This is a genomic window from Candidatus Coxiella mudrowiae, from assembly GCA_001077715.1.
Lineage (GTDB): Bacteria > Pseudomonadota > Gammaproteobacteria > Coxiellales > Coxiellaceae > Coxiella > Coxiella mudrowiae.
Window position 1 is genome coordinate 1,039,572 of sequence record CP011126.1, and the last position, 13,706, is coordinate 1,053,277.

Consider the following 13,706-nt stretch of genomic DNA (forward strand, 5'->3'; position numbering starts at 1 on the left):
CGCTGCATAATGAAGCGCTGTAGCCCCTATTTTCGTTACTTGCTTAAGATTAGTCTTGAGCCAACCTTAATAATTCTTCTATCAAATATTTAATTATCTCCGTACGATGATATCAGGCAGCTAATATCAAAACTGGAAATTTGTCACCAAAGGGATTCTGCTTTCCGTTTATTACTAGATTACGGTACACATTCCAAATGACCATTTTTAATAGCTTTATAAAGCGGTATATCTAAATAAATTAAATTTAACTAAATCTTCTTCGGAAAGCACCTTCGTCAAAAGATATTTCCCTATTTCAAAATATCCTTTTTTCATTGCTTGTCCAAAAGCTTTAATTGTTTTTTTTAGAAATGAGAAACGTTAGTTCTATTTCACGTAGGAATTCCATACAATGCGAATATCCTCCGCTTATTATTTTGCTATAACCCGTCTCACCTTTAGTTAGCTGACAGAAAAGAAATATCCGTACCTTCATTAAATAAAATTCCTGCCCTTATTAAATTGCCCCAGATAAGCGCACCATAAAGTTCGTCGTTTTGATTCAATGCGCGACGATGTCTTAGTGACTCGTTAAGAAGATTTTCTTCAGAAAGAGGATTTAAATTTTCAGAAAACTGATGGGTAGGTAGGATCTGGGCTTTTTTTTCCTAGTTGGCCTGTCTTCTCTATCCACGTTTCCTGCTCTGAAACAAAAAAACTTCACATCACACTCTTGATCATTATTACTTCCTAAATATAAGTAGACTTTCAACTCTTTCGTAATGTTGACTAATAGAGAGGAACATTTATTATTTAGAAGTAATCTAACTAAATAATAGAGATAAAAATGCTAATATACTAAAAAACAAAGTCTCTCTTCGCCTTAATAGGGTTAACCTCTTTAGTAGGCCCTTTAAAATCTGCTTTAGTAGGGGGGTATTTATTATACAACGCCATTTACTGGACTCAACCTGAATCTCGGAGTCGCTGTCGTCATTCCCCAAGTTAATCAAGAAAGTTATCAATTAATCTCTAGTACAGATCCTGATATGATAGGAATTAGATATTTACAGATCCCAATGGTATTTTTTCCAAGACAAGATAAGAGGAACGCGAGACCTTAGTCTCAGCTATAATTTTACTTATAAACATTTTCTCATTGGTCTTTCGGTTAACGCCCAATTTAACTAACTACAAACAAAACAAACAGTATACTCAATCTGTTGATCAGGCGGCCTTTAATACACCACATCGACCCTAAAGCTCACTCATCAATTGGAGCTTTTAGCTAAATTAGGTTGGCTTGTCAACGAGAACAGTAACATTTACCTAAAACAGCGGGGGCACAGCGGAGTCGATTTAAATATGCCTATAGTTCGACACTAAACGTCGAACGAGAAGATTTGCCCGCTTATTTTGCCAATTTCTCGCTGAGTAATAAGACCTTATCGACCCGGATGGTTTAATGGGATTCGGTGCCAAGACCCTGCTCTCGCCCCACCTTATTTTAGGTATGAAGTAAGATTATACCCGCTATGGGAAAACTGGTCGACTCTACTAGATCTACATCGATGGAGATAAACGATGATATAATTACTGTAATACCCACACTAAAAGTTAACGTCAACAACGTTATGGTTCGTCTGACATATTACTTTAGCTAGGATGGCTCAGGGGGGGGAGTATTCCTCTTACAAAGTTCCCGCCACGGCTTGCGGGATACTGCCGATAAAACTGGGTATTGTTCGTCGACCAAAGACCGCTGCACAACATCATCGTCAACATGTTTTCTTGAAAGGGCGTGAAACTCTGCCACAATGATAGTATGTAGTGACACATGAGCAGCCATCAAACCCAAGCATAAGCATAAGGGTGAGGAAAAAACTAAAAAAGAGCTATAGCATAACCAGATATTTTTATCGATGAGTTGCGCTAATTCCAACTACGCAATCACCATTTGCTTAGACAACACCATTTCCTTTCGCGCTTATATCTCTACCAATCTTAAGGTCATGCGTTTTTTCACTGCGCTCTTTGTACGAGCGAAATAGCGTTTCTAAAAACGAAACCAAAAGCTTAAATCATTTAAGTCCCCACAACACATCATTCAGTATCGTTTTAATGTAGCTGTGCATTAACACACCCAAATAATAAGTCATATAAAGATCAATTAAAATCTACTTTCTCGCCAGCAATACATGCTCCGAGACCAAATACCCGTCTATTATAACGCCGAAATCGGAAACCACACCAACAACCCCATCGGTTGGTACTACTAACATTTTTTTGGCTTTTCAAAAACCTTTACCATCGTTTGGACAAATCGTTCGACCCATTTTTCGTGAGCAAAAAGACAAAGAGTTTGAGCAAGAAAAAACTGACCATAACAAGACTTTCTTTCAGTTTTTTTAAAAATTCACCAACATCATTAATCATTTTTAACCCAATTTTTGTATCTGACCGTAAAGTAGCCGCCCTTGCTAAGTTGTTAAACGCACATGACTTTGCGCAAATTAAATTACATAAACGCGTCCGCTCCATGTGCCGTCCAGTCTTTTACCGGACCGCTAAAGCTTTTGTCTTTACAATTTTCTTTAGCTCGATAAAGCCGAAGCGCTGCCAACCCTTTCTTAGAGTTCGTTTCATAAAATTCATACTGATCAATAAGGGCTCACACCATTTCAATGGCATCCGATTTGTAACGAATGCGGGGAACACTTTCTATGGGCTCGGATAATAAGGTTCTATAACTCTCAATGATTAAACATGCACTGACAAACTCACGCTTTTTCGCATCATGCGGCAAATAATGGCGCCAGTACGTAAATGAAAACTGCTTCTTAATTTTTTTCAAGTACCTTCACATAATGATTAAGCGCTTCGTTGAAATTTTCATAGTAATAAATAAAACGCGATAACGCTTATCCAAAGAGGGTATCCTTTGAACCTACCAGAGATAGCCGTTCGTCCCGTTTTTTGATTGATACCGATGTCCGAAAGCGTATTGATGGGTAAACGGGAAATCGGAAAATCTTTTATTCGTCCTTCTTTCGGCACGTCGCAACCCCCTTAGAAAAATAAGCACCCGGCAGGCCAGCTTCAAACGAACAATAAAATTCCTGTTGAATCATCTCTTCTCAAATACGGCTCCTTCGCAATTTATTGATTTCTCATGGGGTAATTACCGGTGTGCCATCTCGCCGTTTGGTATCGTCTACCGTTAACCGTTGCAAATACGAATTCGGATTATTTAGATTATTTTGATAGAGATAATAAGCATGATTACGCCCGTGCGGTGTGAAAAAATGCTTGAGAATTATTATCTTCTATTAAAATCGGCGTTAAATAATGCAGTGCCAAAGGATCAATTAACGAATACTCCTACCAAGCAATAAATACAGGGTTCGTGCCCATGTACAAATCGTAATTATCCATTCCGGAAAGTTGATAAATCGACCTGTTTTAAAAGTGAACTTACAGATTGGAGTGATTGACCTTGGAAATCATTGATCGGGGAATGTAATCCAAAAACCGTTTGGCATTTTTGTCAATTCCAAACCAAACTACTCTTTTCGCTTGGGATAGCGTTGAGAAACTGTGTAAACAAACACACACACACATTGTTGCGCCAAAGTAACCATAATATTCAGCGATTTATTATCTTTACCAGCGCACCGGTGTTCGATATCGATTGAATTTCGATAGCCGTTAATAAAAAATGCGCACATCGTGTCAAACTGATAACCCCGTGGATAAAACCGATAAGGAAGATAAATGATACTCATCGTTATAATTTCACAAAAACACTTACATAGGTCGTTGGCGAAAGAAATCGAAAACGGTTTTCCTTGTGCTTTTTGTTGTTCATTTACCGAAGTTGCCTCTTCCGTTTTCCCATGAGGGCGGGTAGAAAAAAAGTCATGCCCGATGGCGCAAAATGTTCATCTAAGCCTGTGGGTTGTCCACTCCACATAACTGTAAATGTGCGACGCAAGTTTGAGTATGGTTAACGCATGCTTCTCAGACCTTACAGAGGATCCCGGCGGATGAGACGAAAAATCCGATAACAGAAAATGCGCACCGGATCCCACGCCACTTAATTCAAGAAACTAACCCTTGTAATACTTTCCTAAGGAATCCATAAGCTTTACCCCCGTAGGTGAAATTTTTTTAGGTAATAGAATTTGTCTTTCTCAAGCGGGGCACGCAACTGACCCTGCGTTTCGAGACGAACCAGTGTTCCCATCATCAAAGACACTCGCATCCGAAATGAGTAAACAATGCGCTTTTGAATCCACTTTAAACGATTGCTTAAGGACTGTCATACTGTATAAACGCCTAACACGCGCCCAACCCACAAGATTAATTAGGTGCATACAATTAGGTGCATACTTTTATTGGCTTTCCAATCCGCCTCAGCACTTTTTCCTCGGCCACCCACCACAGGAAGCCATTGCTGTGGAATCGTATTCCACCACAACACAAAAAGATCGTAAAACTTATCACCTCTAAAATAAGTCTTTGATAGTGGACTTCCTATCGTTTGATTAATGATGGGTATCCATCCCAGTACCGCAGCTAATCGGCTCGATAATTGAAGGTCACCGGTTTTAGAAAGCTGAGAGATAATATAATCGAGCATCTCCTTGACCGTTGATCCCTTATTAAAAGGTGTGTGCTAGCCAACGCAATGCACGCCATCATTGCCGTTGGTATTTTTCAACAAATCCGATCTAAGAGTTAAAAACCCTTCGCCCTCACTACTTTGTGCCGCTAAAATAGCCGTCTCCGTATCATTCATCTTCCAAATATAATCGGTGGCAGTTTTACCAATTGACGATCCGCATCACTTACGTTTTCTGTGACAGCGTATAAAAAGCCCCGCTACCACACCACTCGAAGGTAGCCAGAGTCATCATGGAATTTATGCAATAACATAAAAAAATGTTAGGTCCCCTGACGATTCGAAAAATGCTAACTCAAAGCGATATCTTACACGATTATGATTTTCTTACCAGTATAATTTAATCTCGTCCAGGATTTGTTACTCCAGTTTTATCATTTGTCAAGTTTGATCCCAAAATTCTAAAGTTGTTATAGCAACCTCTACCAGAAAGCGATTGAAACCCTCTTGCTGTTTCTGGACTTTATAGCAAGCATCCGGAAACCGCGATTAAAGCTATTTTAGAATCCCTTTCTCGTTACCGCCATATTTTTGATTCGGAATTAATTAAAAAATATTTTCTGAAACAACTTTAAAAGCTTTTCTTTCCTAGATACGCTTATTTAGTAATTTATTGCTTTTTCACAAACGATTATCAAAACTTAAAATTTATAAAATATAAGACTCAAATAAAATTGATAACTATATATTCATTACAAACTAGCACGCCTGGATTCTTCTAATCATATAGCCGAGATTGACCAAATTATAGCCGCTCACTCACGATTAATATTGAAATATTTTTCACCAAAAATTTTTAAACCTATCAATTTAAGCTGGATTAGCAAAAAAATTATTAGGGAAATATTTAGCTACACTAAAAAAATAAAAAAGAAAATTATAATTCTCCGGTTTTTCCTATAAGAGGTTTATTCCATTGAGGATTACCCTCTCCAACAAAAAAATAGTAGCAGCTGAAGCATTGAAAGACGTAATAGGGGGGTAATATTAATTTTGAAATTTTAAAAAAGTTAAAAAACAACCACCCGGCTCTCTCTGACGGCAATCTTGCTAAACTATTTTACGCTTGTGAAATAATTGTGAGGTATAAAAGTCTGCTGCTTCCAACTTCGATTCATTGGAAAGTTCATTTATATTCAGGCGTTGACAACATGAAAGACTGAATTCTTCAGTATTACGACTAGCACTCTTTGTTTAGTGATTTTGGAGCAGCTAATTTCTTGTTAGCTAATTTCTTGTTATTTACTTAATGAACTAACAATTGATTTAACAATTCCAGGCCCTTGATAGATCAAGCCCGTATAAATTTGAACTAAAGAAGCTCCTGCCTTTAAAAAGGCTTCAGCATCTTCAGAAAAAAAAATCCCTCCCACCCCAACAATCGGAACAGCGTCCTGCACCAACTTATGAAGTTGTTTAATAATGATAAGGGTTTTAGGAAAAAGTAGCTTACCGCTGAGCCCACCCTTTTCATTTGCGTGCATCAACCCTTCCACTCCTTGACGACTATTAGTCGTATTCGTAGCAATCAAGCCTTCTAGACGATGTTCTAAAGATAACAATGCGATGACTTTTAATTGTTCCAGCGTTAAATCCGGCGATATTTTTAAAAGTAATGGCACATGTCTTTGATGACGGTCCTCCAACCGACGCTGTTCTTCTTTAAGCTGACTGAGTAATTTTGAAAGATATTGTTCAGATTGCAATTCTCGTAAGCCGGGAGTGTTGGGAGAAGAGATATTTATTGTCACATAATCTACGTAAGGATATGTTTTTTGAAAACAATATCGATAATCCTCATAAGCATTTTCCAAAGAAGTTGTTAAATTTTTACCGATATTTACCCCGACAATACCCTTTACTTTTCGCTTTTTGAGTTGTTTCACGAAATAATCAACACCCGCATTATTGAAACCCAAACGGTTAACTAACGCTTGTACCTTTGATAGACGAAATAAGCGGGGCTTTAGATTGCCGGGTTGGGATTTTGGAGTCACTGTGCCTATTTCCACAAAACCAAAACCAAGTCCAAGTAATGGATCTATGTAATCACCATTTTTGTCCAAGCCTGCTGCAAGCCCAACCGGATTTGGAAATTGCAAACCAAACGCTGAGATAGGTTTTTGTGGAAAATGCTGTAGATATCGTTTGATCATCCAAGGACGGAAAGATGATTTCAAAGCAGTTAAGGTCAAATAATGCGCTTGTTCGGGTTCTAACTGAAACAATAAAGGACGCAAATATTCGTAAATCATAAAGCCAACTTTTTTGTCCATATCCGCAACATCGCGTTACTTACTTTCTGCAGTTTATAACAAACTTCCCGCACTTCAATTCCGTAATCTCGTTCCTGTAAAAAACCATAACTGCCCCCCGAGCGAAGCAGAAACTTCCTACCCTGCTCATCCAAAAGCGGAAATACGCGTACTTCTGAGGCTGAGGACACTCGGCAAAGTTCGCTAATAACGAGCTGTGGTGAAGTTTGTTTACTTTGGAACAGGAGATCGGTACATAACATTAACTCAAATTGAAAATCTTCGAAAGAAAATCAAGGTAAATGAGCAAATTGATAGTGGTCTTCTATTCGGCCTTGAGAATAATTATTTACAAAAAAGTTGTGCATAATGATTCGAAACGCTGAGGATATTTTCCAGGGTCTTCTCGGTCTTCTCGCCTTGTTCTTGAATTCGATCTTCGTAATGTAAAGTTGGGTCACTAAGTCTTGAATAACCTTATCAACATGCGCGGACATATCACATATCTAAGAGTTCAAGATGATCATAATGAGAATCAGCACTCACCACGCTGATGTACTCGGCTTAATACATTTCAGCATTAAACGAAACCCTGGAAGGATAATCTAAAATTTTTAGCTTCCAATCATCGTGGGTTAAAGTAAATATAGCTTCGTAATCCGTAAGACAATGAACCAAACTGGAAATTAATGGGGTATCTCTTGAAGCCCTTATCATGTTATCTTCCATATTGAATGGTTAAAATAACGAAAACTTATCAGGAACTTCCCGCTAAGTAACTCAGGTATTTATTTGAAAATGAAAATAGTCACCTATGTTGCTTACGAGAGTAACTGAGCTCCATTATACTAAGGTAATCATAACATGATTCACGGAATCAATTTCCAGCTCGATGATACCGTTCACATGCTACGCCAAGGAGTACAACAGTTTTCTGAACAAGAAATTACTCCTCGAGCAAGGGAAATAGATGTGACGAATCAATTCCCACGCGATCTTTGGCCCAAGTTGGGTGAATTAGGTTTTTTGGGAATTACGGTCGATGAAAAATACGGGGGCACCCATATGGGCTATCTTGCCCATGTAGTTGCTATGGAGGAAATTAGTCGTACTTCGGCTTCCGTTGGATTAAGTTACAGTGCCCATTCTAATTTATGCGTTAATCAACTGAGTCGTTTTGGTACGGAAGCACAAAAACAACGTTATTTACCCAAGTTAATTAGCGGAGAGTATGTTGGTGCATTGGCTATGAGCGAAACCGAATCGGGCTCCGACGTCATTAGTATGCGCCTCTCCGCCAAAGAAGAAGCAGATGGATTTATCTTAAATGGCACTAAAATGTGGATTACGAATGGTTTTGAAGCGGATGTGCTAATTGTATATGCCAAAACTGATCCCACCGTCGGGTCACGTGGCATCAGTGCGTTTTTAATTGAAAAAAATTTCCAAGGTTATCGAACTGCTCAAAAGCTCGATAAATTAGGGATGCGTGGATCAGATACCTGCGAATTAGTTTTTGATAATTGCAAAGTGCCCAAAGGAAATGTATTGGGGGAAATTAATCGGGGTGTTCCCATATTGATGAGTGGGCTTGATTACGAACGGCTTGTTCTCGCCGGTGGACCCTTGGGAATAATGCAAGCCTGTTTGGATTATGTGTTACCTTATATTCATGAACGCAAACAATTTAAAAAATCTATAGGTGAATTTCAATTGATTCAAGCTAAAATAGCTGATATATATACCGCATTAAACGCCAGCCGATCTTACGTATATGCGGTAGCCCAATCGGCCGATCGTGGGAAAATTTACCCCAAAGATGCCGCCAGTGCGTTGATGTTTGCTGCTGAAAATGCTACCCAAGTGGCTTTGCAAGCTATTCAATGTTTAGGTGGTAATGGATATATTACGGAATTTCCGGTAGAACGATTTTTGCGTGATGCTAAATTATACGAAATCGGTGCGGGTACATCAGAAATTAGACGAATTGTAATTGGCCGTGAGCTCTTTCAAGAAGGTAAACAATGATAAAAGATCCAATTGTTGTCGTAAGCGCCACGCGTACGCCAATGGGCCATTATGGCGGGTATTTCAAAGAAACCCCTTCGAGTGAATTAGGCACTGCAGCAATCAAAGCGACCGTTGAACGCGCCGGACTTGAGCCAGAAAATATCGACGAAGTCATTATAGGTTGTGTACTCTCCACCAAGCAGGGACAAGCGCCCGCTCGGCAAGCCGCTATAAAAGCAGGGCTTCCGGCGAATATTCCCTACACCACTGTTAACAAGATGTATGGCTCTAGGATGAAAGCTATTATGTTAGCCCATGATGGGATTCTCGCCAGCTCTTATGAGTATGTTGTTGCTGGCGGTATGGAAAATATGTCTGTGGCCCCCTATCTCCTTATGAAAGCTCCTTTTAGTTATCGACTGGGGGACACAACCGAATTTATGACCACATGATTCTGGATGACTTAGAGGATGCATATGATACTAGAAAAGCCATTGGTGTATTTGCAGAAAAATATTATGTCAATAAATATCAATTTTCGCGAAAAGAACTGGATGATTTTACTCTTACATCATTAACTCGAGCAAAAAAAGCAAACGAAGATGGGACTTTTTCGCAAGAAATTGTTTCGATTACAGTAAAACACGGGAAAGAAACTATTGAAGTTATTAAAGAAACTATTGAAGTTATTCATGATGGAAAATGCTCTGAAAGCTAACCCAGAAAAAATCCCCCATTTAAAGCCTGCTTTTAAACCAGATAGATTAGTAACAGTAGCAAACTCCAGCTCCATTTCAGATGGCACAGCGGCACTAATCTTCATGCGACTCTCAGAAGCAAAAAAATTGAATATCCGACCAATGGAAAAAATTGTCGGCCATTTCACTCATGCCCAAGAGCCTGCCTGGTTTACAACAGCACCAATTAACGCTATCCAAGGCTTATTAGGAAAAATTGGTTGGAAAAAAGAAGAGGTCGATTTATTTGAAATTAACGAAGCCTTTGCCGCTTGTTAAAATGGCAGCTATTAAAGAAATTGGTTTACCGCATAAAAAAGTTAATCTCTACGGAGGGGCTTTGTGCGTTAGGTCATCCTATCGGGGGCTTCTGGCGCGCGCATTATGGTCACTTTACTCTCTATTTACAAAAAAATAATTTGCAACGCGGCATCGCCTCTTTATGCATCGGCGGGGGAGAAGCAACAGCCATTGCAATTAAAAGAGAAACTTTTTAAAACCTATCTAACTCTCCCACCCTCCTTCCTTTTCGGGGAGGTTAGGATCAGTATGAGGTGTTAAAAGGAAAAAGATCATCTATGCCAAAAATTATTTCGAAAATAAAAACTAACAGCGATGAATTTAAGAATAACAAAAACGCCATGGACGCACAGATTCAAGAACTGGAAAGAGTGCTGTCTGAAATTAAGCAAGGAGGCCCGGAAAAAGCTCGCAACCGTCAACGGGAACAAGGAAAATTATTAGTACGAGAACGTATCGATCATTTATTGGATCCGGGTTCTCCTTTCGTAGAATTCTCTACTCTCGCTGGTTATCAACTTTACGATGACACTGTGCCTGCAGGAGGCGTCATCAGTGGAATTGGCCAAATTGCGGGACAAGAATGCGTAATCGTAGCTAATGATGCTACCGTTAAAGGCGGCAGCTATTACCCTATTAGTGTAAAAAAACATTTACGTGCTCAAACTATTGCAGAAGAAAATAACCTCCCCTGTATCTATCTCGTCGATTCTGGCGGAGCTTACTTACCCAAGCAAGATGAAGTTTTTCCTGATCGCGATCATTTTGGTCATATTTTTTATAATCAAGCGCGTTTGTCTTCCAAAAATATTCCACAAATTGCTGTCGTTATGGGATCCTGTACTGCAGGAGGAGCCTATGTCCCTGCAATGGCGGATGAAGTAGTCATGGTAAAAAATCAAGCGACTATTTTTCTGGGTGGCCCCCCTCTCGTAAAAGCAGCAATAGGCGAAGTGGTTACTAGCGAAGAATTGGGAGGCGCCAACGTTCATTGTCGACTTTCTGGTGTAGCTGACTATTTAGCTGAAAATGACTGGCAAGCACTCAAATTAACTCGAAATATTGTAAATAACCTGAACCGTAAAAAAAATATCTCCCTTTATATTTGCACTCCTCAAGAACCTGCTTACCCTATTGAAGAACTTTTAGGAATCATTAACACGGATCCCCGGCAACCTTATGATGTTCACGAAATTATTGCTCGATTGGTTGATGGTTCTTCATTTGAAGAATTTAAAGCATTGTACGGAACCACGTTAGTTTGTGGCTTTGCACATATTTATGGTTATCCTATAGGGATTATTGCCAATAATGGCATTCTCTTTTCCGAATCTGCGCTTAAAGGTGTCCATTTTATCGAATTATGTAGTCAACGTAAAATTCCTCTAGTTTTTTTGCAAAATATCACCGGTTTTATGGTCGGTAAAAAATATGAAAATGCAGGCATTGCTAAACATGGTGCCAAAATGGTTCATGCTGTCGCATGTACAGAGATTCCGAAATTCACTGTTATTATTGGAAATAGTTACGGTGCAGGAAATTATGCTATGTGTGGTCGTGGTTACGATCCACGATTTTTATTTATGTGGCCTAATGCACGTATTGGAGTTATGGGGGGCGAACAAGCTGCAAACGTCTTGGCACAAGTGAAACGCGACCAAATGAAACGGCACAGCGAAATATGGGATGGAAAAGAAGAAGCTCAATTTAAAGCCAGTATCCGGACTAATTATGAAGCACAAGCTAACCCTTACTATTCCAGTGCTCGACTATGGGACGATGGTGTTATTAACCCTCTCGACACTCGTCGAATATTAGGTCTTTGCATTTCTGCAAGCCTAAATGCACCTATTCGGGAAACCCGTTTTGGAATTTTTCGAATGTAGAAAAAGAAGGATAATCATGAATGAATTTACTTATATCCGCCAACGTTATGAAGAAAATATAGGTTTAATTACTTTTAACCGTCCTGAAAAACATAATGCGTTTGATGAGCAATTTATTTCTGAATTAAAACAAGCTTTACAACAAGCAAATCACGAAGAAACGTGTCAAGTCATTATTATCAATGCGGAGGGGACAAATTTTTGCGCGGGTGCCGATTTAAATTGGATGAAACGTATGGCAAAATTCACTCGTGAAGAAAACGAAGCTGATGCACTCGCTTTTGCCCACCTTTTGCAATTGATTAATCACTTGTCGAAACCTAATATCGCCTTAGTTCAAGGAAATATTATTGGGGGAGGTATTGGTTTAATTGCTTGCTGCGACGTTGTGATTGCTTCTACCGATGCTAAATTTTGTTTTTCAGAAGTTAAATTAGGACTAACCCCTACAACTATTGCACCTTACATCATTCGCGCTATTGGATATAACGCTACTCGCCGCTATTTTCTAACGGCGGAATTTTTCAATGCCTTAGAAGCGCAAAAATTAGGACTTCTCCACCACGTTGTTAATCAGAATGAATTGCTAACAACTGGAAAAAATCTCGCTAAATTAATTATCCAAAATGGTCCACAAGCTTTATATCAAGTCAAACAATTGCTCAATAATTTGTATCCAATTAACGAAACTGTTATTTCGCAAACTGCAGCGCTGTTAGCTACCATTCGTTCTTCCAAGGAAGCTCAAGATAGAATTCAAGTATTTTTAAAAAATAAAGTCTAATCAGTAGTTAAGGAGTTCAGAATCTCTATATTTCGCAAATTATTAATTGCTAATCGCCGCGAAATTGCTTGTCGAATAATTAAAACGGCTACAAAATATGGCATTAAGACTGTTGTAGTTTATTCTTCGATTGATAAAGAGGTGCGTCATGTCAAATTAGCTGATGAGTCTTTTTTGATCAGTCCGTCTCCTCCTCCTGCAAAAAGTTATTTAAATCGTCAAAAAATTATCGACGTTGTTTTGCTGGAAGCAAAAGTGCAAGCTATTCATCCCGGTTATAGATTTTTATCTGAGGATGCAAAATTTGCCAGTCTATGCCAACAAAAAGAAATTATTTTTATTGGTCCCCCTCCTCAAGCTATTAGTGTTATGGGAGACAAACGCGAAGCCAAGCAATTAATCGAAAAAGCGGGTGTTCCGGTGGTGCCAGGTTATCAAGATACTTTCTAAGATTTAAACATATTGCGCAGGAGTAAGCTATAAGCATAGGATTCCCTCTTTTAATTAAAGCAGCTTCTGGCGGCGGGGGAAAGGAATGCATTTGGTGAGCAATAGTAACGACTTGGAAAACGCACTGCGATCCGCGCAACGCGAACCAAAATCCAATTTTGATGATGATACTGTTTTCTGGAAAAATATATAAAACCGGCGCGCCATCTGGAAGTGCAAATCTTTCTGAACCAGAAAGGTGATGGCATTTATCTATTCAATCGAGATTGTTCTATTCAACGTCGCCACCAAAAAATTATTAAGGAAGAGATTACCGCACAATTTTAAAAAACTACCCGATAAAAAATTTGGGAAACTGCTATAACAGCAGCCAAAACTGTTAATTATGAAGGCGCCGGAACGGTCCAATTTCTGGTAGATCAGTCAGAAAATTTTTACTTCATGGAAATGAATACTCGTTTACAGGTTAAGCATCCGGTAATGGAAATTATAACTAGATTAGATTTGCTAGAATGGTAATTTAGAATCGCTAGCGGCGAATCTCTTTCCTTGTTTCTAAGAGCAAATCAAAGTAACAGGAGATGCTTTTGAAGCGTGGATTTATGTAGATCGCGAAAA

Annotated in this window: 14 protein-coding genes and 1 pseudogene; 9 read left to right on the forward strand and 6 right to left on the reverse strand. The window is 39.0% G+C overall.

Annotated elements, in window-relative coordinates:
• Nucleotides 1-2,874: 2,874 nt before the first annotated feature.
• The 6 genes from CleRt_RS10570 to CleRt_RS12015 all read right to left on the reverse strand — a co-directional run bounded on the left by CleRt_RS10570 (nt 2,875) and on the right by CleRt_RS12015 (nt 7,112).
• Nucleotides 2,875-3,039 carry a hypothetical protein gene (locus tag CleRt_RS10570; protein ID WP_162198819.1) on the reverse strand — a complete coding sequence of 55 codons (165 nt, stop codon included), beginning with the start codon at nt 3,037-3,039 and terminating at the stop codon, nt 2,875-2,877.
• A gap of 506 nt (nt 3,040-3,545) precedes the next feature.
• Nucleotides 3,546-3,767: a hypothetical protein gene (locus CleRt_RS04950; protein ID WP_048875299.1), complete on the reverse strand. Its 222-nt coding sequence runs from the start codon at nt 3,765-3,767 to the stop codon at nt 3,546-3,548.
• Nucleotides 3,768-4,348: 581 nt separating this feature from the next.
• A complete protein-coding gene (locus CleRt_RS04955) occupies nt 4,349-4,624 on the reverse strand; it encodes a hypothetical protein (protein WP_048875300.1) in 276 nt (91 codons plus the stop codon).
• Between the two features lie 36 nt (nt 4,625-4,660).
• Complete coding sequence (locus CleRt_RS13350) at nt 4,661-4,783, reverse strand: hypothetical protein (protein WP_306686603.1); 123 nt, start codon at nt 4,781-4,783, stop codon at nt 4,661-4,663.
• A gap of 1,121 nt (nt 4,784-5,904) precedes the next feature.
• Complete coding sequence (locus tag CleRt_RS04960) at nt 5,905-6,921, reverse strand: quinone-dependent dihydroorotate dehydrogenase (RefSeq protein ID WP_048875795.1); 1,017 nt, start codon at nt 6,919-6,921, stop codon at nt 5,905-5,907.
• Nucleotides 6,918-7,112 (reverse strand): hypothetical protein, encoded by a 195-nt coding sequence (locus CleRt_RS12015; RefSeq protein WP_235378874.1) that lies wholly within the window; start codon nt 7,110-7,112, stop codon nt 6,918-6,920. Before CleRt_RS12015 ends, CleRt_RS04960 begins: the two co-directional genes overlap by 4 nt.
• 673 nt (nt 7,113-7,785) lie before the next feature.
• On the opposite strand from CleRt_RS12015, the gene CleRt_RS04970 reads away from it, so the two are divergent.
• The 9 genes and pseudogenes from CleRt_RS04970 to CleRt_RS12025 all read left to right on the forward strand — a co-directional run bounded on the left by CleRt_RS04970 (nt 7,786) and on the right by CleRt_RS12025 (nt 13,607).
• Complete coding sequence (locus CleRt_RS04970; protein ID WP_048875301.1) at nt 7,786-8,949, forward strand: isovaleryl-CoA dehydrogenase; 1,164 nt, start codon at nt 7,786-7,788, stop codon at nt 8,947-8,949.
• A complete protein-coding gene (locus CleRt_RS13355; protein ID WP_306686604.1) occupies nt 8,946-9,383 on the forward strand; it encodes a thiolase family protein in 438 nt (145 codons plus the stop codon). The genes CleRt_RS04970 and CleRt_RS13355 overlap by 4 nt, the downstream gene beginning before the upstream one ends.
• Complete coding sequence (locus tag CleRt_RS13360; RefSeq protein ID WP_306686605.1) at nt 9,380-9,649, forward strand: thiolase family protein; 270 nt, start codon at nt 9,380-9,382, stop codon at nt 9,647-9,649. The genes CleRt_RS13355 and CleRt_RS13360 overlap by 4 nt, the downstream gene beginning before the upstream one ends.
• On the forward strand, nt 9,624-9,947 hold the full coding sequence (locus tag CleRt_RS13365; RefSeq protein WP_306686606.1) for a thiolase family protein: 324 nt from the start codon (nt 9,624-9,626) through the stop codon (nt 9,945-9,947). Before CleRt_RS13360 ends, CleRt_RS13365 begins: the two co-directional genes overlap by 26 nt.
• Nucleotides 9,941-10,165, forward strand: a complete 225-nt coding sequence (locus CleRt_RS13370; protein ID WP_306686607.1) for a hypothetical protein — start codon at nt 9,941-9,943, stop codon at nt 10,163-10,165. The genes CleRt_RS13365 and CleRt_RS13370 overlap by 7 nt, the downstream gene beginning before the upstream one ends.
• Before the next feature lie 81 nt (nt 10,166-10,246).
• Nucleotides 10,247-11,854: a carboxyl transferase domain-containing protein gene (locus CleRt_RS04980; RefSeq protein ID WP_048875302.1), complete on the forward strand. Its 1,608-nt coding sequence runs from the start codon at nt 10,247-10,249 to the stop codon at nt 11,852-11,854.
• Nucleotides 11,855-11,870: 16 nt separating this feature from the next.
• Nucleotides 11,871-12,638 (forward strand): enoyl-CoA hydratase-related protein, encoded by a 768-nt coding sequence (locus CleRt_RS04985; protein ID WP_048875303.1) that lies wholly within the window; start codon nt 11,871-11,873, stop codon nt 12,636-12,638.
• 78 nt (nt 12,639-12,716) lie between these two features.
• Entirely contained in the window at nt 12,717-13,088 is a 372-nt protein-coding gene (locus tag CleRt_RS12020) for a biotin carboxylase N-terminal domain-containing protein (RefSeq protein WP_235379214.1), read from the forward strand.
• A 213-nt stretch (nt 13,089-13,301) separates the two neighbouring features.
• Nucleotides 13,302-13,607: pseudogene (locus CleRt_RS12025) on the forward strand (ATP-binding protein).
• Nucleotides 13,608-13,706: the final 99 nt, after the last annotated feature.